Below are 18,805 nucleotides of genomic sequence, written 5' to 3' on the forward strand. Positions count from 1 at the left end.
GCGGCCTACAGGAGGTCGTCCGGATCCACGTCCACGGCCACGTTCACCTCGCGCTCGGGCTTGCGGGCGCGGAAGTACGGCAGCAGCACGCCCGACAGGTCGCCGTCGAGCGGGCACTTCACCACCAGGTGCCAGCGGTACGTGCCGCGCAGCTTGGCCAGCACGCACGGCGTGGCGGGCAGCACGTCCCAGCCCTCGCCGCCGAAGTCGCGCACCTGGGCGGCCAGCCCCTCGTAGAGCGCGGCGGCCGAGGTGCGCACCGCCTCCTCGTCCTTGCCCCACACCAGCACGTTCGCCATCCGCACGTAGGGCGGGTAGCGCAGCATCCGGCGCTTCGGCAGCTCGTCGCGCAAGAACAGCGCGCGATCGTAGGCCGCGGCGGCGCGGATGGGCGCGGCGTCGGCCTCGTAGGTCTGCACGAGCACGCGGCCCGGCAGCTCGGCGCGCCCGGCGCGGCCGGCCACCTGCTCCACGAGCGCAAAGGTGCGCTCGGCGGCGCGGTAGTCGGGCAGCCGCAGCATGGTGTCGGCGTTGATGACGCCCACGAGCGTGACGTCCTCGAAGTCGAGCCCCTTCGCAATCATCTGCGTGCCCAGCAGCACCGCGGCGTCGGCGGCGGCGAACTCCTCCAGCAATCGCTGGTGCGCGCCCTTGCCGCCCGTGGTGTCCGCGTCCATGCGCACGATGGGCACGTCGGGCCCCACGCCGGGCGTCGCGTCCAAGAGCACCCGCAGGTCGGCCTCCACGCGCTGCGTGCCTGCGCCGAACTTCCGCAGGTAAGGGCTGCCGCATTCGGGGCAGGTGGGAGGGGCCGTGACGCGGTAGCCGCAGTGGTGGCAGATGAGGAAGTTGCCCCTCTCGTGGAACGTGAGCGACGTGGAGCACGACGGGCACTCCGGCACGAAGCCGCATTCGCGGCACAGCAGGAACTTCGCGAAGCCGCGCTGGTTCAGCAGGAGCACCGCCTTGCGGCCGGCCGCGAGCTCCTCGGCGAGCGCGCGCGAGAGCGCGCGCGAGAACATGGAGCGCGACCCGCCGCCGAACTCGCGGGCCATGTCCACCACCTGCACGGCGGGCAGCGGGCGGCCGTTGGCGCGCTCGGGCAGCTCCACGTGGTGCCAGCGCGGGTCCTTCGCACACGCGTGCAGGGCCTCGATGGAGGGCGTGGCGCTTCCCAGCACCACGGCCGCGCCGGCGCGCCGCGCCATCCACACGGCCACGTCGCGCGCATGATAGCGCGGCGCGCTGTCCTGCTTGTAGGAGCCCTCGTGCTCCTCGTCGATGACGATGAGTCCCACGTTCGCCAGCGGGGTGAACAGCGCGCTGCGGGCGCCTACCACCACCCGGGCCGCGCCCGAGCGGATGAAGTCCCACTGGTCGTAGCGCTCGCCCGCGCCCATGCGCGAGTGCATGACGGCCACCGTGTCGCCGAAGCGTCCGCGGAAGCGCCCCACCGTCTGCGGCGTGAGCGATATCTCGGGCACGAGCACGCACGCCGTGCGCCCCGCGGCGAGCGCCGCCTCGATGGCCTGCAGGTACACCTCGGTCTTGCCCGACCCGGTGACGCCGTCCACGACCACCACCTCGCCCGCCCCGCGCTCCCGCGCCGCATCGATAGCCGCAAGCGCCGAAGCCTGCCCCGCCGTCAGCGGCGGCTTGGGGGAAGGAACGAAAGACAATCCCTCAGGTTGAACCGAACTCGCAGGTTGGCGTAGTAAGTCAGCGAGGGCGGCCGTGGTGCCCGAGATCGTGGGGATGGCGGAGGCGAAGCGTACTTCGGTACGCGAGCCTCCGGCATCCCCACGAGATCGGGTGCCGCGGCCGGCCGCAGCGTCGGCTGGTTCCGGCGGCTGACAAGCCGTCGGAACTTGGAAGCCCCGCATGCGCCGGCGGCGCTCTATGCGCACGACGCCCTGCTTTTCGAGCGCCTTCAGCGCGCCCGACACCGCGCCGAACTCCGCTGCCAGCTCCGCCACGCGCAGCTCGCCCGCGCGCAGCGCCTCCACGATGGATGCCTGCTTGACGGCGTTCTTTCGCGGCTCGAACCCATCGAAGGCTTCGCCCGGAACCACCCAGCGGTCGTCCACCTCGCCCACGGCCGGCTCCTCGAGCCGCCAGTACCCCTCCTGCGCGCGCACCATGCGCGGCACGCCGCCCGGCGGCGTGAACAGGCGCACGCACGACGACAGCGGCGCCAGGTAGCGCTCCGAGAGCCACTGCGCGCAGGCCGCCCCCTCCTCGTCGAAGTAGGCGGGGCTCACGGCGCGCGCGACGGGCTTGACCTTCGCCACGTCGATACCGGCCGGCGCCTCGCCGTCGGGAAGCTCCTGCAGCCCCACGACGAACCCCACCGCCTGCCGGTGCCCGAACGGCACGAGCACGGCGCACCCCACCTCCACGTCGTAGCCGCCGGCCTCGGCCGGCGCCTCGGGAACGGAGTACGTGTAGGGCGCGTCGAGCGCCTGCGTGGGTATGTCCAGGATGACCGATGCGAATCTCATGGCAACCAGTATATCCCACGTCTGCAACCGGACCGTACCGACCTAGCCCTTTGACGCGGGAAATCCCCGCGCCTCCTGCTCCAGCCTGCGCGTCTCGACGGTCACGCGGCGCTCGAGCCTTCTCACGTCCTCCTCGGGCGGCAGCTCCTCGGGCCTGATGCCGCGCCGGCCGAGCAAGTCGCGCACGCCGACGTTGTTCTGCACGTGCTCTTCGGCGATAGGGCGCTCGCCGTGCAGGTCCTTGCCCTCGACGTTGTGGTTCGTCATCTCGGTGGCCAGCTGCTTCGCCGCGAGGGTTACCGACGGCAGGTGGTCTGCAAGGGGCCTCGACCCTTTGACGCCCAGCCGCTTCTTCATGTCGGCCGTCGTATGGCCGCCGAACAGCGCCGCATCCCCCTTGGAGCGGATGCGTGCGAAGCCCGCCCCGTCGACGCCCCGCTCGTAAGCGATGCGCGAGAGCTCCTTCTCCGCCTCGGTGAGCTGTCCGCGGATAGCGATGCGCGCAAGTGCTCGCATCCGCTCCTCGATGAGCTCCTGCTTGCGCGTTTGCAGCGCGAAGTAGCTCTGCGCGAAGGCGATCTCCTCTTTGCGCGGGTCGCCGTTCTGGGCGATGAGGTAGCAGGCATAGCGCGTGAGCTTGTAGTCCTTGACCTTGCGCTGGGCGCCCTTGCCGGCCTCGATCATTTTCGTGGCCTCACGAAAATGATCTTGACCTGCGGTTCTCGAAGCATTCCCCGACACTTTCGCCCGCTCTACTGCAACCGCGAAGTTTTCCCAGCGCCGGTATCCCAGAAACTCCATGATGTCGCGCGCATACCAGAACTCGACGCCGCTTTCCGCGTCGATGTGCGCCAGGTCGTCCAGCGTCAGCTTACGCCTCTCGATGTCGTGCAGCTCCATGAACGTCCTCCTTTTCCGCCCTTGCAGCGTACGCGGCCGCGGCCGCACGTTGGCGGCCTGTGGGGCAGCTCCGTTTGCTCAGAGGATATTGCGGACGTGGTGCGGGCGACGCGGAGACCGCCGCCGTCTATGGGCATCCCGCACAAGGCCGTTCGCCGGCCGAAGGGAAGCATCCGCACTGGCTCTTTTCGGTAGAGAGATCATAGCATAAATATAGGAACGTTTGTTCCCTTATTTACAAAAGTAAGAAAAAACCCGCCGCAAGCACGAGCGACGGGCGTTTGCCGAAAATGGGGACGTTCGAGCTGCACCCTAGTCCAGCCCGCAGGCCTTCCGCAGCGCGTCGGCGCGGTCGGTGCGCTCCCAGGTGAACTCGGGCAGCTCGCGGCCGAAGTGGCCGTAGGCGGCCGTCTTGCGGTAGATGGGGCGGCGCAGGTCCAGCTCGTCGATGATGGCGCCCGGGCGCAGGTCGAACACCTCGCCCACCGCGCGCTCGATGGCGGCCTCGTCCACCTCGTTCGTGCCGAACGTGTCGATCATCACCGACACCGGCCGCGCCATGCCGATGGCGTAGGCGAGCTGGATCTCGCAGCGCGCGGCGAGGCCGGCCGCCACCACGTTCTTCGCCACCCAGCGCGCCGCGTAGGCGCCCGAGCGGTCCACCTTCGTGCAGTCCTTGCCGGAAAACGCGCCGCCGCCGTGGCGGCCCATGCCGCCGTAGGAGTCCACGATGATCTTGCGGCCGGTGAGGCCCGCGTCGCCCATGGGCCCGCCGATGACGAAGCGGCCGGTGGGGTTCACGTGGATCTCGGCGTCCTCGGCTAGCTCCACGCCCTCGGCCTCCAGCACGGGGCGCACCACGTGCTCCACGATGGCGGCGCGCAGCTCGTCGTGGGCGACGCTCTCGGCGTGCTGCGTGGACACGACCACCTTCTCCACGCACGTCGGGCGGCCGTCCACGTAGCGCACGGACACCTGAGTCTTGCCGTCGGGGCGCAGGTACGGCAGCGTGGCGTCCTTGCGCACGGCCGACAGGCGCTCGGCCAGGCGGTGCGCCAGGTAGATGGGCATCGGCATGAGCGTGGGCGTCTCGTCGCAGGCGTAGCCGAACATCATGCCCTGGTCGCCCGCGCCGATGCGCTCGTAGGGGTCGTCACCGGCCAGGCCGTGCTGGGCCTCCCAGCTCTCGTCGACGCCCTGCGCGATGTCCGGGCTCTGCTCGTGAATGGCGTTGAGCACGCCGCACGTGTCGCAGTCGAAGCCGAACTTGGCGCGGTTGTAGCCGATGTCGGAGAGCACCTCGCGCACGATGCCGGGCACGTCCACGTAGGCCTGCGTGCGGATCTCGCCCGTGACCATGACCATGCCCGTGGTGGCCATGGTCTCGCAGGCGCATCGCACTTGCGCCGGGTCGGCCGGGCAGCCGTTGGGCGCCACGTAGCCCTGGGCCGCAAGCTCGGTTTCCTTGGCCAGGATGGCGTCCAGGACGGCGTCCGATATCTGGTCGCACACCTTGTCGGGATGCCCCTCGGTGACGGACTCGGACGTGAACAGATACGATGCATGCGTGTCGGACATGGTTCCCCATTCTCCTCATACGTACACGGCGCCCCGCTTCCCCGCGAGGCGCCTGGTTTATCTCCATCCAAGGTTAGCACACCTCGGGCCGGGCGGGCCGAGTCATCCGGCAAATCACGACTATTCTACGCCCGCGCGCACAGCATCGCGGGCAGGCAGCGCTCGTGGTAAGATGGCAGGCGATCCACTGCCTCCGACCGACGGAAAAGAGCGCCTATGTCGTACAACGCCGACTACACCCGCGAGTACTTCGCCATCATGGAATCGCTGCAGGGCGACGTGCCCGGCCGCCGTGCCGCCTACGAGTACCTGCAGGGCTCCACGGCCATCGTGCACCACCAGGTGGTGGCCGCCAGCTTCGTGCCCCGCCTGTTCGACGCACAGACGTACCGCATCATGAAGGAGACGGCCGAGACCGCCCACCGCATCCTCGTGAAGGTCATCGAGCATTACCTGGCCGACCCCGCCTACCGCCGCGCCTTCGACTTCGACCCGCGCCTCGAGGAGCTCATCTTGCTGCCGCGCGGCTACGACGCGGTGCTTCCGTTCGCGCGCGTGGACACGTTCCTCGACGAGGACGACGGGCGCATCAAGTTCTGCGAGTTCAACGCCGACGGCTCGTCGGGCATGAACGAGAACCGCGAGATCACCACGTCCGTGGCGCAGTCGAAGACGTTCGAGGAATTCGCGAACCGCCACCATGTGGAGGGCTGCGAGCTGTTCGAGAGCTGGGTCGACAAGTTCCTGGACATCTACGCCACGTACGAGCGCCGGGTGGAGAACCCGCGCATCGCCATCTGCGACTATCTGGAGAACGGCGTGGTGGACGAGTTCCACATCTACGCGGGCCTGTTCCGCCAGCGCGGCGTGGAGTGCGTGGTGGCCGACGTGCGCGACCTGCGCTTCGACGGCGAGGTGCTGCGCGACGGGGAGGGCCGGCAGGTCGACGCCATCTGGCGGCGGTGCGTGACGAACGACGTCATCGACCACTGGGACGAGTCGCAGCAGCTCATCGACGCCGTGCGGGCGGCCAAGGTGGCGCTCATCGGCAGCTTCGCCGGGCACATCGTGCACGACAAGCAGCTGTTCAGCGTGCTGTTCGACGAGCGCACGACCGCGTTTCTGGACGCCGACGAGATCTCGTTCGTGGAGGAGACCGTGCCGCTCACGGCCTTCCTGGACGACGACCACGTGAACCTGCCGCAGATCCGCGAGAACCGCTGCGAGTGGATCATCAAGCCGACCGACCACTACGGCGCAGACGACGTGTACGCCGGCGAGTCCGTGACGCAGGAGGAATGGGAGCGGCTCATCGACCGCTTCGCGAACGGCCGCGCCGGGCACCCGTTCATCGTGCAGCGCTACATCCGCCCCTTCAAGACCGAGACGCTGCCGCCCGACACGGGTATCGACGCGCTGCCGGACGACGAGGTGCCCTTCGACCCCCGGCCGTACAACAACCTGAACGGCCTGTACCTGTACGACGGCGAGTTCATGGGCGTGTTCAGCCGCCTGGGGCCGCAGCCCACGATCTCGAAGGACAAGCAGGGCATGACGGCGGCCACCATCTGGGTGGGCCGGGGCTGACGGCATTGACGCCGGGCCGCACGGGGGTGCGGCCCGGCAATCGGACAGGGCGGCGCGACAGCCCGGGCACGGGATGCCGCCGAGGATGCGCGGGGGCGCGAGAGGGCGAGGAGGACGGCCGATGGCCGACAAGGTAGCGGCGGCGGTTGCCGCCATGGCGCTGGCGATGACGCTGTTCGCGGCGGGGTTCGGCGCGTGCACACTGCCCGCCTCCACCCAGCTGCTCGCGCAGGCCACCGCGAACGACGCGGTATCGCCCTACGCCGACGGGCAGCTGACGGCGCTCGCCGTGGAGACCCGCGGGTTCACCGTGGACGACTACGGCCGCGACGCCGACGGCGAGGACGGCGCCCGCGACCGCCTAGCCGCCGTCATCCTGGACGCCGCGCGCGAGGCGAGCGCGGAGGGCTCGCCTGCCAGCGGGCGCTGGTCGGCCGAAGCCCGCAAGGCGGTCGCCGCAATCGCGGACGGCTCCTCCCCCCAGGCCGCGCTCGATCGGCTGGCCGCCGTGGACGACGCCTACGCGCTGGATGGCGACGCGCTCTCCCACCTGGACGACTGCAACGTCCTCGTGCGGGCTGCCGTCCCCGCGCTCTGGGGCGTGGCGGCGCTCGCCGTGGCCGCGCTCGCGTTTCTGCTCGCGCGCCGCAAGCGGCGCTTGGCGGGCACCGCGCTCGTCGTCGCGCCCGCCGTGCTCATCGTTGCGTTCGCGGCGCTCGGCGCGTGGGCTGCCCTCGATTTCAACGGCCTGTTCTCCGCCTTCCATGCGGTGCTGTTCCCCCAGGGCAACTGGACGTTCTCCTACGATTCGCTCCTCATTAGCATGTACCCGCTTGATTTTTGGATGGGCATGGCGGGTATCTGGTTTGCGACGACCCTCGCGTTGTCTATACTGGCTATCGTCGTTGGCGTGCTTTTGAGGCGGCCTGGGCGGAATGCCCGAGGACATGCCGTGCTCAAACAGTCCTGGGCTCGCTCGAAACGCCCCTAGGGCGTTTCGGCTCGTGCGGAAACTGCGCGCGGCATGCCCTCGGGCATTCCGCCCAGGCCGCGCGCACGACGCCGTTACCGTAATTCTACCTGGAGGATCATCGCAACCATGAGTGAAGAGAAGAAGAACGTGCGCGTGCGCTTCGCGCCTTCCCCTACCGGCCGCCTGCACGTGGGCGGCGCCCGCACGGCCATCTACAACTGGGCGTTCGCGCGCGCCATGGGAGGCGACTTCATCCTGCGCATCGAGGACACCGACCCGGAGCGCTCCACCGAGGAGAACGTGCAGGTCATCTTGAACGCCATGAAATGGCTCGGGCTCGACTGGGACGAGGGCCCCGAGGTGGGCGGGCAGGCAGGCCCCTACTTCCAGACCCAGCGCACGGACACGTACGCCGAGGCGCTCGAGCGCCTGCGCGAGCGCGGGAGCGTCTACCCCTGCTTCTGCACGAAGGAGGAGCTGGACGCCAAGCGCGCCGCGGCCGAGGAGAACGAGGGCGGCTACGCGGGCTACGACCGCACCTGCCGCGACCTCGACCCCGCCGAGGCGGCCGCGCGCATCGAGGCCGGCGAGCCCCACGTGTGGCGCCTGCGCGTGCCCGAGGGCCGCGGCGCCATCGAGTTCGACGACGCCGTGTACGGCCACGTGAGCTTCCCGGCCGACGTGATGGACGACATGATCGTCGTGCGCACCGACGAAAGCCCCACCTACAACTTCGCCGTGGTGTGCGACGACGCGAACATGGGCATCACGCACGTCATCCGCGGCGACGACCACCTGTCCAACACCCCGCGCCAGATCCTCATCTACGAGGCGCTCGGATTCGACGTGCCCGTGTTCGCGCACCTGTCGATGATCCTGGGCCCCGACGGCAAGAAGCTCTCGAAGCGCCACGGCGCGGCGAGCGTGGAGGAGTTCTGCGAGCGCGGCTACCTGCCCGACGCCATGGTGAACTTCCTGGCGCTGCTGGGCTGGTCGCTCGACGGCGAGACCACCCTCATCGACCGCGAGACGCTGTGCGAGAAGTTCAGCCTCGAGCGCGTGACCAAGAAGGACGCCGTCTTCGACGAGACGAAGCTCGATTGGATGAACGGCCAGTATATCAAAGATATGGGCGCGAGCGCGTGGGTGCGCTCGTCGCTGCTGTGGCTCGCACAGGCGAACATCCTCGGCAGCGCCGTGGCCGCCGGCACGCCCATCGGCCCCGAGGCGCGCGAGGCCGCCTTCGGCGGCGCGGCCATCGAGTCCGCGCTCGCCGACGTGCAGGAGCGCGCCGTGTGGTACTGCGACCTGTACCCGCTCGTGTCCGAGCGCCTGACGCGCCTGGACGAGGTGACGGACAAGCTCGCGTTCATGTTCTGGGGCGGCAACGTGCAGCTCGACGAGAAGAGCGTCAACAAGGTGCTGAAGAAGGAGGGCGCGCGCGCCGACGAGGCCCTGGCCGCCTGCCGCGGCGTGCTGGCCGACCAGGGCGTTGACTGGGACGCCGAGGCGCTGCAGGAGGCGTGCCGCGCCGAGGGCGAGCGCCTGGAGATCAAACCGAAGCTCCTGTTCCAGCCCCTGCGCGTGGCCGTGTGCGGCAACATGGTGTCGCCGCCTTTGTTCGAGAGCATCGAGCTTCTGCCCCGCGAGGACGTGCTGGCGCGCATCGACAAGGTGACGGCGGAGGTGTTCGGTGGCTGACGCCCCCGACAGGAAGGGGACGGGGCTCCCGTCCCAGCAGGAGCCGCCCGCTGCGGCGGGCGGCTCCGAGCGGCCGCAGCGCATCGTGGTGCTGCGGGACTTCTGCCTGCGCGCGCACGGGGCCGACTGCGAGCGGTGCGCGCTGGCCTGCCCGCAGGGGGCCGTATCGTTCGCCGAGGACGGCATCCCCGCCATCGACGAGGATGCCTGCACGCGCTGCGGCATCTGCCTGGGCGTGTGCGACGCGTTCTCGTCGACGCGCGTCACTATGGCCGACCTGCACGCCCGCATCCGCCGCATCGCCCTGCGCGGCGAGCGCGTGGTGCTCACCTGCAAGGAGAACGTGTTCCCCGGCCTGGAGCCGGCGGCGAACGTCGTGGTGCTGCCCTGCCTGGCGTGCCTGTCGCCCGAGTTCTGGACGCTCGTGCTGGCCGAGGGCATCGACGTGACGATAGCGGCCGACCTGTCCTACTGCGCCGACTGCGCACGCGCCGGCGAGATGGGCGAGCTCCTGTACGCCCATGCCGTGGAGACGGGCGAGGCGTGGAGCGGGCGCTCCGTGGGCTTCTCAGACGTCATCCCCGAGAAGGAGAACCTGGTGCGCGACCTGGCGAACCCGGCGGGGGTCGACCGGCGCAGCGCGTTTACGAACCTCGTGGGCGAGGTGGGCGACATCGCCAGCGGCAAGCGCCGCCTGCGCAACTCGGAGGTGCTGCAGGAGTTCTACGAGCGCCGCGAGCGCGCGCGGGCGCTGGCGCGTCTGAACCTGGGCAACGGCACCGAGTTCAACGACTTCGTGCCCGAGGGACTTACGAGAAGGACGATGCAGCCGAAGCGCCAGATGCTGCTGGAAGCGCTCGAGCGCGACCCGGGCATCGCCGCGCGCGTGCCGCTCGTGCTGTCCGAGACCGACTGCGCGCGCTGCACGGATGCGCTCTCCTGCGCGGCGGCCTGCCCCACGGGCGCGCGGCGCCCCGACCCGGCCGACGGGACGCTCGCCTACGACCCGCGCTACTGCATCGGCTGCGGCCTGTGCGCGGACGCCTGTCCGGAAGGCGCGGTTGAGCTGGTGGAGACGACGGCCGAGGCGCTGCTGCCCGCCGAGGACGACGGCGGCCTGTAATCTCTGTGCGGGCGAAAAACCGCCGCGAGCGGCTGTGCTAAGATAGGCGGGACCGCAACAGGCAAGGAGCCTCCCATGACCGATCCCGAGCGCCAGAACCCCTGCGACCTGCCCGAGCCCGGCTCCCCCGGACCATCCGAGCCCGCCGGGCCGCCGCCCGCTTCCGCGCCCTACGAGCAGCCCCCGCTGCCGGGTTCCGCCGCGGAGCCCTACGCGTCCGCCGGAGCGTACCCTCCCCCGCCGCCGTACGGGCAACCCTTCCCGCAGCCCTCTGCGCAGCCGCAGCAGCCCGCGCAGCCCTACGGGGCGTATCCGCCCCCGCCGCAGCAGCCCGGCGGCCAGCAGCCGCCGTACCCGCCCTGCGGCGCCGGCCAGCAGCCTCCCTATCCGCCGTACCCGGGGCAGCCTTACCCCGCGGCATCCCCCGGCCAGCCGAAGCGCAAGGCATGGCCCTGGGTGCTCGCAGGATGCCTGCTCGTCTTCGTGCTGGGCATCGGCGGGTGCGTGAGCTGCACGGCCTGCGCCATCGTCTCGGAAGCAGTCGACGGCCGCTACGGCGGCTACCATAACAGCTACGGGTACGGGTCCGACGACGGCTACCGGTACGGCTACGGCGATTCCGGCGGCTACGACGGCGCGGACGTCGACTTCAGCATCGAGTACATCAAGGACATGCTCGACCTGCCGGACGGCCGGACGGTCGACGGCAAGCACACGCCGGGCGTCTACGAGGTGGGCGCCGGCAAGGACCTCGAGCCCGGTCTCTACTACGTGGAGGGAGACCCCGCGGACGAGGCCGACTACGTGCTGTTCGGCCCCACCTCGGACGCACGCTACGAGGTGGACTACGGCGTTACGTACTTCGGCAACTACTTCGTGGAGCTCGAGGAGGGCGCGGTGTTCGCCTGGGACGCGCCCGACGGCCTGCGCCTGTACCCCGCCGCCGACGCCTCCTTCGAGCCGACCGCGCCCTACCGCAGCGGGCTCTACCGCGTGGGCGAGGACATCCCTGCCGGCACCTACACGGTCACCATCGAGCCCGAGGCGGCGGCCGAGGCCGACAACGAGTGCGGGGCGTTCGTGATGAGGGATTTGGCCTTCGGCAGCGGCTCCATCACCGACGAGAAGTACGTGGTGCGCGGGAGCTCGCAGACCGTCACCGTGAAGGACGGCGACTGGCTGGAGCTCTACGCCGCCACCGCCGCCCCGGCGCAGTAGCCGACCCCGCCCTACCCTCCAAGGCCCCGCGAGGGGCCTTCTCGGTACCCGACCGGAACCCATGCGAAAGGACCCGCCCATGCTCCCCGACAACCCCACCCGCGACCAGATAGAAGCCGTGTTCGCCAACGACCGTTTCGCCACCCAGGCGGCCGGGTGCCGCGTCGTGGAGGGCGAGCGGGGCCGCGCCGTGTGCGAGATGGAGCTGGCCGACATCCACAAGAACGCCATGGGCAACGTCATGGGCGGCGCCATCTTCACGCTCGCGGACTTCGCGCTGGCCGTCTCCTGCAACATCGGCGAGGAGCCCACGGTGTCGGTGGACTCGAACATCAGCTTCCTGCGCGCGACGCAGGGCACGAGGCTCACCGCCACGTCCGTCTGCGACAAACCAGGCCGCCATCTGGGCTTCTACACCGTGACCGTCAAAGATGACCTAGGCAAGGACATCGCGAGGATGACCGCCACCTGCTACCGCTAGCGACCCGGCGCCGTCGGTCGCGCCGGGTCGGCAACGCCGGGGCGCGACCCGGGCGCGGGCCGAGGACGTTGCCGGCGCCCCGCTACTCGGCGGCGCACTGGCCGTCCACGAGGTCGATGATCTCCTGCTGGGAATGGGCGCCGAGCTTCGCGTAGATGTGCTTCACGTGCGTCTTGACCGTGTTCGGCGAGATAACCAGCTCCTGGGCGATGAAGGGAGCGCTGCGGCCGCGCGCGAGCATCGCGAGGATCTCGGTCTCGCGCCCGGTGAGGCCGCCCTTGCGGGCCAGCGCCCCGCAGCTCCGCTCGACGGCGGCGCGCGTCCCGTCGCCGGGGGAAGCCTCCGCCATCGGGGCCGTCGCCGCGGATGCCGCGCCCGCCGCACCCTCGGCAGCCGCAACGCCCGCAGCGGCTGCCGAGACCTCGGCGGCCGCATCCCGCTCGGGCGCCGCGGCCTGCGGGACGCCCTCGCCGCCGGAGAGCGCATCCTCGAAGCTGAAGCGCCGCAGCCCCACCAGCGCGTAAGCCACCAGGGCGAAGGCGAACGCCACGGCCACCGCGTCGGGCACGAGCGGGCTCACCGCGGAGAACGAGCTGGCCACCGTCCCCAGCACCAGGCCGCCCAGCATGCCGAGGGCCACGGCCAGCCGTCCGCCCGCCTGCAAGACCAGCGCCTCGGCCGGCCGGCGCGCGACGCGCGCCGCCAGCACGATCCATACGAGCATGGCGAAGCACTCGGACCCGGCCGCCAGCAGCGTGTTCGAGACATGGATGAGGGCCACGCGCTCGCCGCTGGACGTCTGCGCCACGAACGGCACCACCAGAAGGCCGGCCAGCACGAGCAGCAGCCCGAAGTGGAACACCACGTCGGTGCGTCCCCTCGAGAACCGTGAGGCGGCGATCACGGCCAGCATCGCGGCCGCCATCGCCACGAAGCTCACGCCGGCGCTCTCGCGCGAGCCGTACACGACGAAGGCGGTGTAGCCGCTCGCCAGGCCAAGCGCCAGCAGCACCGCGAACAGCACCGCCTTGGGCGGGCCGCCCGCCTCCGCGCGGGCCGGCGAGGAGCCGGCCGCTTTCGCGGAGCGGGTCGCCCCGCCCGAGCCCCCTTGGTCGGCGAAGGCGGCGAGCGCGGAGAGCCCCGGGCGCACGGTGCAGGCGAAAGCGACGAGGAACGTGAGCACGTAGAGCGCGAGCAGCGCCAAGCGGGCCGCGCGCAGCGACTCCACGAACGGCATCAGAACCGATGCGGCCACGTACACGGAGGCGTACGCCGCCGGCACCGCCGCGAAGGCGGGCCGGGGCGAGAGACGCGCGAGCACGAGCCCCGCCAGAACCGCGAGCCACGCCGTGGCGAGCATTGCCAGGAGCCACCCCGCGAGCGAGGCGGCCGTCGATTCGCCCCGGTACCCCGCCGCCACGAGCGCCGAGCCCGCGCAGAAGAGGGCGAGGCCAGCCCACGGCACCGACGGGCGCAGCAGGGCGTCCGGCCTCCGGACGGCAACCGCGAGCAGCGCGGCATAGGCGAGCGCGGCGGCGAGGGCTGCGGCGAAACCGCCGTACGACGGGTACGAGCCCGTCGAGGGCACCACGAACAGGTTGAGGGCCAGCGCGTTCATCGCAAGCGCTGCCAGCGCGATGCAGCACCGCAGCGGAAAGCCGCCCGCCAACCCCTTCATCTCCGTATTCCCCTCTCCTGCTTCGGACATAGGCCGCCGCCCCGGCCCCGAGGCGCCTTCCGCGCCCGCCCCCGCCGCCAGGCACGTCCGGACGGCCGCGCATCCGCGCCGCCCTTGCACCTCCGGAGCTTGAACGGCATGCAACCGTGCCGCCATTATACGCAAAGAGAGTCTTGCGCAGCGGGGCGCCTGCCAAATCCTATGCGTATCCGTACGGCTTCCGCAGCCCCACGAGGAACGCGGTCGTCAGCACGAGCGCGCAGGCCTCCGCCACGATGATGGCGCTCCACACCCCGTCGATGCCCCACACGATGGGCAGCAGCATGACCGTGGACGTCTCGAACACGAGCGTGCGCATGAAGCTGATGAGCGCCGACACCTTGCCGTTGTTGAGCGCGGTGAAGAACGCCGAGCCGTAGATGTTGAACCCGCACACGAGGAACGCCACCGCGTAGATGCGGAACCCGTGCAGCGTCATGGCGGCGAGCTCGGGGTCGTAGCCCACGAACACGCCCACAAGCGGCCCGGCGAGCAGCTGCGAGGCCGCGAACATGGCCGCGCCCGTGCCGCCCACGAGGACCATGCTCTTCTTGAACAGGCCCTTCAGCTCTTCTTTATGCTGCGCGCCGTAGTGGTAGCTCACCACCGGCCCCGTGCCCATGGAGAAGCCGAAGAACACGGCCGTGAAGATGAAGTTCACGTACATGATCACGCCGTAGGCCGCCACGCCGTCCGCGCCGGCTATCATCATGAGCTGGTAGTTGTACAGCATGCTCACCACCGACGCCGCCACCTCGGTCATGAGCTCGGACGAGCCGTTCACGCAGGTCTTGCCGAGCGCGCGGAAGTCGGCCGTCGGCCGCGCGAACCGCAGGCGGCTCGTCTTGCTGGAGGCGAAGAACGCGACGGCGGCCACGGCGGCGAGCGCCTGCCCCAATGCCGTGGCGAGCGCCGCCCCGGCGATGCCCCAACCCAGCACGGCGATGAACAGGTAGTCCAGCACGATGTTCGCTACGCCCGCGGCAATCGTGACCGCCAGGCCCACCTTTGGCCGCTCGGCCGCGATGAAGAAGCTCTGGAACATGTTCTGCATGATGGAGAACGGCAGCGCGGCGAGCAAGATGAAACCGTACGCGAGCCCTTGGTCCTTGAGCGTCCCTTGAGCTCCCAGCGCTTCGAGCAGCGGGCCGAGGATGCCGGCCCCCACTCCCGCCAAGACTATGCCCAGCGCCGTTCCCGCTACCGCTATAAGGCTGAACAGGCGGTTCGCCCGCACTTGGTCGCCTTCGCCCATCGTCTTGGCCACGAGGGCCGCGCCGCCCGTGCCGAACATGAAGCCGACGGATCCCAGGGCCATGACCAGCGGGAACACGAGGTTGACGGCGGCAAGCGCCTCCTTGCCCGCGAAGTTGGACACGAACAGGCCGTCCACCACGCTGTAGATGGATATGAAGATCATCATGGCGATGGACGGCAGCGCGAAGCGCACGAGGCGCCCGTAGGTGAAGTGGTCCGACAGCTTGATGGCCACGCCGCTCACCCCCTCTCTGGATACGGCAGGGCGTCCACCAACCCGCGCAGGTGCTCGAGGTAGACGCGCGTCAGGCGCAGCAGCTCCTCGCACTCCCCGGGGGCCATGGCGGCGAACGCGGCCTCCTCGGCACCCGCCACCGGGCGTATGCGCTCGGCCACCAGGGCGCGACCCGCCTCGGTCAGATGGAGGTGGGTGCCGCGCCCGTGCTCCACGCGCAGCTCCACGTAGCCTGCTTGCTCCAGCTTGTGCACCGAGGTGTTCACCGTCTGCTTCGACAGGCCCGATGCGGTGCACACGTCCTTCTGCAGGCAGCCGTCGCCTAAGCCGTCGAGGGCGTACAGGATGTCGAACGCGCTGTCCGACAGCCCCATCCTCACGGCCACGTTATGGTAGAGCTCGTTGCCGAGCCGGTACAGGTTGTTGTATTCGCGGTTGGCGTGCGCCGTCCGAGCGTCCATGCGCGCATTCCTCCGTGGTCTGATCAGCAAGTCCGATTTCGTACCTGCGGTATTTAAGTCCGATATCGGATTCGCGTCAACGGGGTTCACAGAACGCCCACGAGGTGTCGGGGGCGAGGCGCCCGCAGCCTCCTCCCCGCACGTCGAACACCGCGGGCGAGATTCGAGCTTATACACGTTAGTGCATACCTAAACCTGCCCCTCCAGCCGTTCGAAGAACGCGCGGGCGTTGCCGAAGAACGCCTTGTCGGCCACCTCCCGGCCGAACCGGCTCGCGATGAGCGCGTGCAGGCCGCCCACCTGGTCGCAGGGGTCGAGCCAGCTGGGCACGTCGCAGCCGTCGTAGTCGCTGCCGAGCGCGAGCACGTCCTCGCCGGCGGCTTCCAGCACGTGGTCCACGTGGCGCAGCACGTCGTCGGGGGTCGGGTCGGCGTGCGTCTCGGACAGGAAGTCGCGGCAGAAGTTGAGGCCCGCCACGCCGCCCGCGTCGGCCAGCTCGCGCAGCTGCCAGTCGGCAAGGTTGCGCGGATGCCCGCACACGGCGCGCGCGTTGGAGTGCGAGGCGGCGAAGGGTTGCGTCGCGGTCGCGCACACGTCCTTGAAGCCAGCATCGTTCAGGTGCGACACGTCCACGATGATGCCGCGCAGCTCCAGCTCGCGCACGCAGGAGCGGCCGAAGCCGGTGAGCCCGTCGGCCGTGTCGTTGCCGCTGCCGAGCGCGTTGCGCCCGTTCCACGTGAGCGTGACCATGCGCACGCCCGCCTCCGCGAGCGCGTCGAGGCGGCCCTCGGCGGCCGCGTCGTCCTCGAGGAACGACGCGCCCTCAACGGTGAGGAGGCCCGCCGTCCTGCCGGCGGCCAGCGCCGCGTCGACATCGGCCATCGAACGCGCCGGCGCGAGCCGGCCAGGCCAGCGGCCCAGCTCGCGCTCCCACACGCGCCGCACGCGCTCGAACAGCGCCCAGGCTTCGTCGCCGCGCACCTGGTCGGGGATGAACGCCGCGAAGCACTGGCACCAGGCGAAGGGCGCGGTGCGCGCGAGCGAGATATGCGCGTCGTTGTCCGCGAGCGAGCTCATGCGCGCGGCCGGGATAGGCGCGTCGTGCGCGGCGAACCCTCCCGGCACCGTCGGGTCGCCATGGAACGCCAGCCTGTCGAGCGTGTCGCAGTGCAGGTCGAACACCCGCAGGCGCCCGGCCGCCCCGCCCGGCGCCGCCTTGGGCAGCACGCCCTCCCGCAGCAGCGCCGCCTCCTCGGCCGACGCGTCCTCCAACGTCATGAACAGCCCCACGGCCGCCCTCCTCTCACGCGCCGCGCCTGATCGCGCCCAGCGCCTCTTCCAGCGGGATCACCCGCGCGTAGCGGCCGTCCCAGATGCAGTCCATGAAGTACGCCGTCAGCTCATCGCCCGGGGCGAACGCGCAGTCGAACGTCGTCACCGCGCCCCTCGGCACCGTCACGTCGAAGCCCAGCTCGAAGGCCACCTTGACCGACGCATCGAAGCAGAACTCCGTCTGCATGCCGCACATCAACAGGCGGCGCAGGCCGCGTTGCTCAAGGTGCGCTTGCAGCCCCGTCCAGCGAAACGCGCTGTTGAAATGCTTGTCGAACACGGGCTCGCCCTCCTGCGGCGCAAGCGGCGCGCAGATCCGCCAGCCGTCCGTGCCCGCCTCCAGCTCGTCGCCGGGCCCGCCGTCGTGGCGCACGTGCAAGACCGGCACGCCGCTTTCGCGGCACGCGCCGACAAGCCTCGCGATCGCGCCCACCGTCCCATCCGCCCCGTAGGGCCGCCGCCCAACGAGGGCCTCCTGCATGTCGATCACGATCAGAGCGTCGAAACCCATCGGCACATCCTTCCCGTCCTGTAGGCACCCCGCCATTGTACCGCGGCGCACCGGGCGATCCCGATCGTCTCGGCAGCGTGCGAAAAACACCGAATAGTGCGCTTGCGGCGGCAACCGATCGAACCGTTTCCCCCCATCTGCGAAAGCGCACGCAAATCGCAGCCGACACCCAGGAACAAGCCCTTCGCGCACGAGAAAACGCAACATTCCGTCGCTTTTCGCTCATTCACCGCCCCCTCTCTTGCAATCGATCGTACAATAGGTAACAATTAACTTAAATGTTAATCGTTGTGCGAAGGAAGGGCGTGCCATGGGTATCCAGGAGACGCTGAAGGCCTTGTCGGACCCGGTGCGCCGGCAGATCCTCGAGCATCTGAAACGAGGGCGCATGCCGGCCGGGCAGATCGCCGAGCTGTTCGACATCTCCGCCCCCGCCGTGTCGCGTCACCTCTCGGTGCTCAAGGACGCCGGGCTCGTGCGCGACTACCGCGAGGGAAAGTTCGTGTTCTACGAGCTGAAGGCATCGGTGCTGGAGGAGACCCTGCTGTGGATGATGAACTTGAAGGAGGCGGACGGTGAAGAGGCTCTACGCAACCACGTACATCCTGATGGCGCTTGACGTCCTCGTGGCGTCCGTGCTCATCCACCTCATGCCCGACCAGGTACCGGTGCACTTCAACGGGGCGAACGAGCCGGACCGCCTGGGCAGCAAGTACGAGTTCCTGGTGGCGATCCTCTTCCCGCTCTGCGGCGTGTTCGTCGTGATGGGTTCCAAGAACGCGCCGATCGGCAAGGAGCGCCGCTGGGCGTGGGGCGCCGTGGCCTTCGAGGTGTTCGTGCTGGGCTGGATACTGTTCTACCTCACGAAGGCGCTCCTCTACGACGGCGCGCCCTTCCCCGAGCCCGACCTGGACGCGAGCCGCTGGGCCGCCGTCATCGGCGGCGCGCTCTGCGTCGTGGCGGGGAACCTCATGCCGAAAGCGGACCGCAACCCCTTCTTCGGCCTGCGCACGCCGTGGAGCGAGGCCAGCCCGGAGACGTGGCGGCGCAGCCAGCGCCTCGGCGGGTACGCGGGCGTCGCAACGGGCTTCGCCATGATCGTGCTCGGCCTCGTGCTTCCCGCGCGCCTCGTGACCCCGGCGGTGCTGCTGGTGCTGCTAGCAGGGTTCGCCGCCGCCATCGTCGGCTCCTACGTCATCTACCGCCAGGAGCTGGGCAAGCAGTAGGCCG

At 70.0% G+C, this 18,805-nt stretch carries 16 protein-coding genes; 8 read left to right on the top strand and 8 right to left on the bottom strand.

The window, feature by feature from the left end:
- Positions 1–5 precede the first annotated feature (5 nt).
- From priA to metK, 3 genes are all read right to left on the bottom strand, one after another.
- On the bottom strand, positions 6–2,501 hold the full coding sequence (priA, locus tag C1877_RS02825; RefSeq protein WP_114568543.1) for a replication restart helicase PriA: 2,496 nt from the start codon (positions 2,499–2,501) through the stop codon (positions 6–8).
- Between the two features lie 42 nt (positions 2,502–2,543).
- Complete coding sequence (gene dinD, locus C1877_RS02830) at positions 2,544–3,401, bottom strand: DNA damage-inducible protein D (protein ID WP_015539911.1); 858 nt, start codon at positions 3,399–3,401, stop codon at positions 2,544–2,546.
- Positions 3,402–3,713: 312 nt separating this feature from the next.
- Positions 3,714–4,979: a methionine adenosyltransferase gene (gene metK, locus C1877_RS02835; RefSeq protein ID WP_015539910.1), complete on the bottom strand. Its 1,266-nt coding sequence runs from the start codon at positions 4,977–4,979 to the stop codon at positions 3,714–3,716.
- Between the two features lie 216 nt (positions 4,980–5,195).
- On the opposite strand from metK, the gene C1877_RS02840 reads away from it, so the two are divergent.
- The 6 genes from C1877_RS02840 to C1877_RS02865 all read left to right on the top strand — a co-directional run bounded on the left by C1877_RS02840 (position 5,196) and on the right by C1877_RS02865 (position 12,062).
- Positions 5,196–6,566, top strand: a complete 1,371-nt coding sequence (locus C1877_RS02840) for an ATP-grasp domain-containing protein (RefSeq protein WP_015539909.1) — start codon at positions 5,196–5,198, stop codon at positions 6,564–6,566.
- Between the two features lie 121 nt (positions 6,567–6,687).
- Positions 6,688–7,557, top strand: a complete 870-nt coding sequence (locus C1877_RS15865) for a lipoprotein intramolecular transacylase Lit (RefSeq protein WP_114568320.1) — start codon at positions 6,688–6,690, stop codon at positions 7,555–7,557.
- A 108-nt stretch (positions 7,558–7,665) separates the two neighbouring features.
- On the top strand, positions 7,666–9,240 hold the full coding sequence (gene gltX / locus C1877_RS02850) for a glutamate--tRNA ligase (protein ID WP_114568321.1): 1,575 nt from the start codon (positions 7,666–7,668) through the stop codon (positions 9,238–9,240).
- Positions 9,233–10,363, top strand: coding sequence for a 4Fe-4S dicluster domain-containing protein (locus C1877_RS02855; RefSeq protein WP_114568322.1), 1,131 nt, complete (start codon positions 9,233–9,235; stop codon positions 10,361–10,363). The genes gltX and C1877_RS02855 overlap by 8 nt, the downstream gene beginning before the upstream one ends.
- 75 nt (positions 10,364–10,438) lie before the next feature.
- Positions 10,439–11,581, top strand: a complete 1,143-nt coding sequence (locus C1877_RS02860) for a hypothetical protein (RefSeq protein WP_114568323.1) — start codon at positions 10,439–10,441, stop codon at positions 11,579–11,581.
- Between the two features lie 79 nt (positions 11,582–11,660).
- Positions 11,661–12,062, top strand: coding sequence for a PaaI family thioesterase (locus C1877_RS02865; protein WP_114568324.1), 402 nt, complete (start codon positions 11,661–11,663; stop codon positions 12,060–12,062).
- Between the two features lie 82 nt (positions 12,063–12,144).
- Here the strand turns inward: C1877_RS02865 and C1877_RS02870 are convergent, their stop codons facing one another.
- The 5 genes from C1877_RS02870 to C1877_RS02890 all read right to left on the bottom strand — a co-directional run bounded on the left by C1877_RS02870 (position 12,145) and on the right by C1877_RS02890 (position 17,575).
- Entirely contained in the window at positions 12,145–13,770 is a 1,626-nt protein-coding gene (locus C1877_RS02870) for a response regulator transcription factor (RefSeq protein WP_147274498.1), read from the bottom strand.
- Positions 13,771–13,939: 169 nt separating this feature from the next.
- Positions 13,940–15,271, bottom strand: coding sequence for an MATE family efflux transporter (locus C1877_RS02875; protein ID WP_227155634.1), 1,332 nt, complete (start codon positions 15,269–15,271; stop codon positions 13,940–13,942).
- Positions 15,272–15,276: 5 nt separating this feature from the next.
- Positions 15,277–15,732, bottom strand: a complete 456-nt coding sequence (locus C1877_RS02880) for a MarR family winged helix-turn-helix transcriptional regulator (RefSeq protein WP_015539908.1) — start codon at positions 15,730–15,732, stop codon at positions 15,277–15,279.
- Between the two features lie 189 nt (positions 15,733–15,921).
- Positions 15,922–17,022 carry a dipeptidase gene (locus C1877_RS02885; protein WP_114568327.1) on the bottom strand — a complete coding sequence of 367 codons (1,101 nt, stop codon included), beginning with the start codon at positions 17,020–17,022 and terminating at the stop codon, positions 15,922–15,924.
- Positions 17,023–17,035: 13 nt separating this feature from the next.
- Positions 17,036–17,575, bottom strand: coding sequence for a cysteine hydrolase family protein (locus C1877_RS02890; RefSeq protein WP_181813781.1), 540 nt, complete (start codon positions 17,573–17,575; stop codon positions 17,036–17,038).
- A gap of 310 nt (positions 17,576–17,885) precedes the next feature.
- Between C1877_RS02890 and C1877_RS02895 the strand changes: the two genes are divergently transcribed.
- Together C1877_RS02895 and C1877_RS02900 are read left to right on the top strand one after the other, a co-directional pair.
- Positions 17,886–18,194, top strand: a complete 309-nt coding sequence (locus C1877_RS02895) for an autorepressor SdpR family transcription factor (RefSeq protein WP_015539907.1) — start codon at positions 17,886–17,888, stop codon at positions 18,192–18,194.
- Positions 18,151–18,801, top strand: a complete 651-nt coding sequence (locus C1877_RS02900; protein ID WP_049784121.1) for an SdpI family protein — start codon at positions 18,151–18,153, stop codon at positions 18,799–18,801. Before C1877_RS02895 ends, C1877_RS02900 begins: the two co-directional genes overlap by 44 nt.
- The last annotated feature ends 4 nt before the right edge of the window (positions 18,802–18,805 follow it).

The organism is Gordonibacter pamelaeae (genome assembly GCF_003340385.1).
GTDB classification, from domain to species: domain Bacteria; phylum Actinomycetota; class Coriobacteriia; order Coriobacteriales; family Eggerthellaceae; genus Gordonibacter; species Gordonibacter pamelaeae.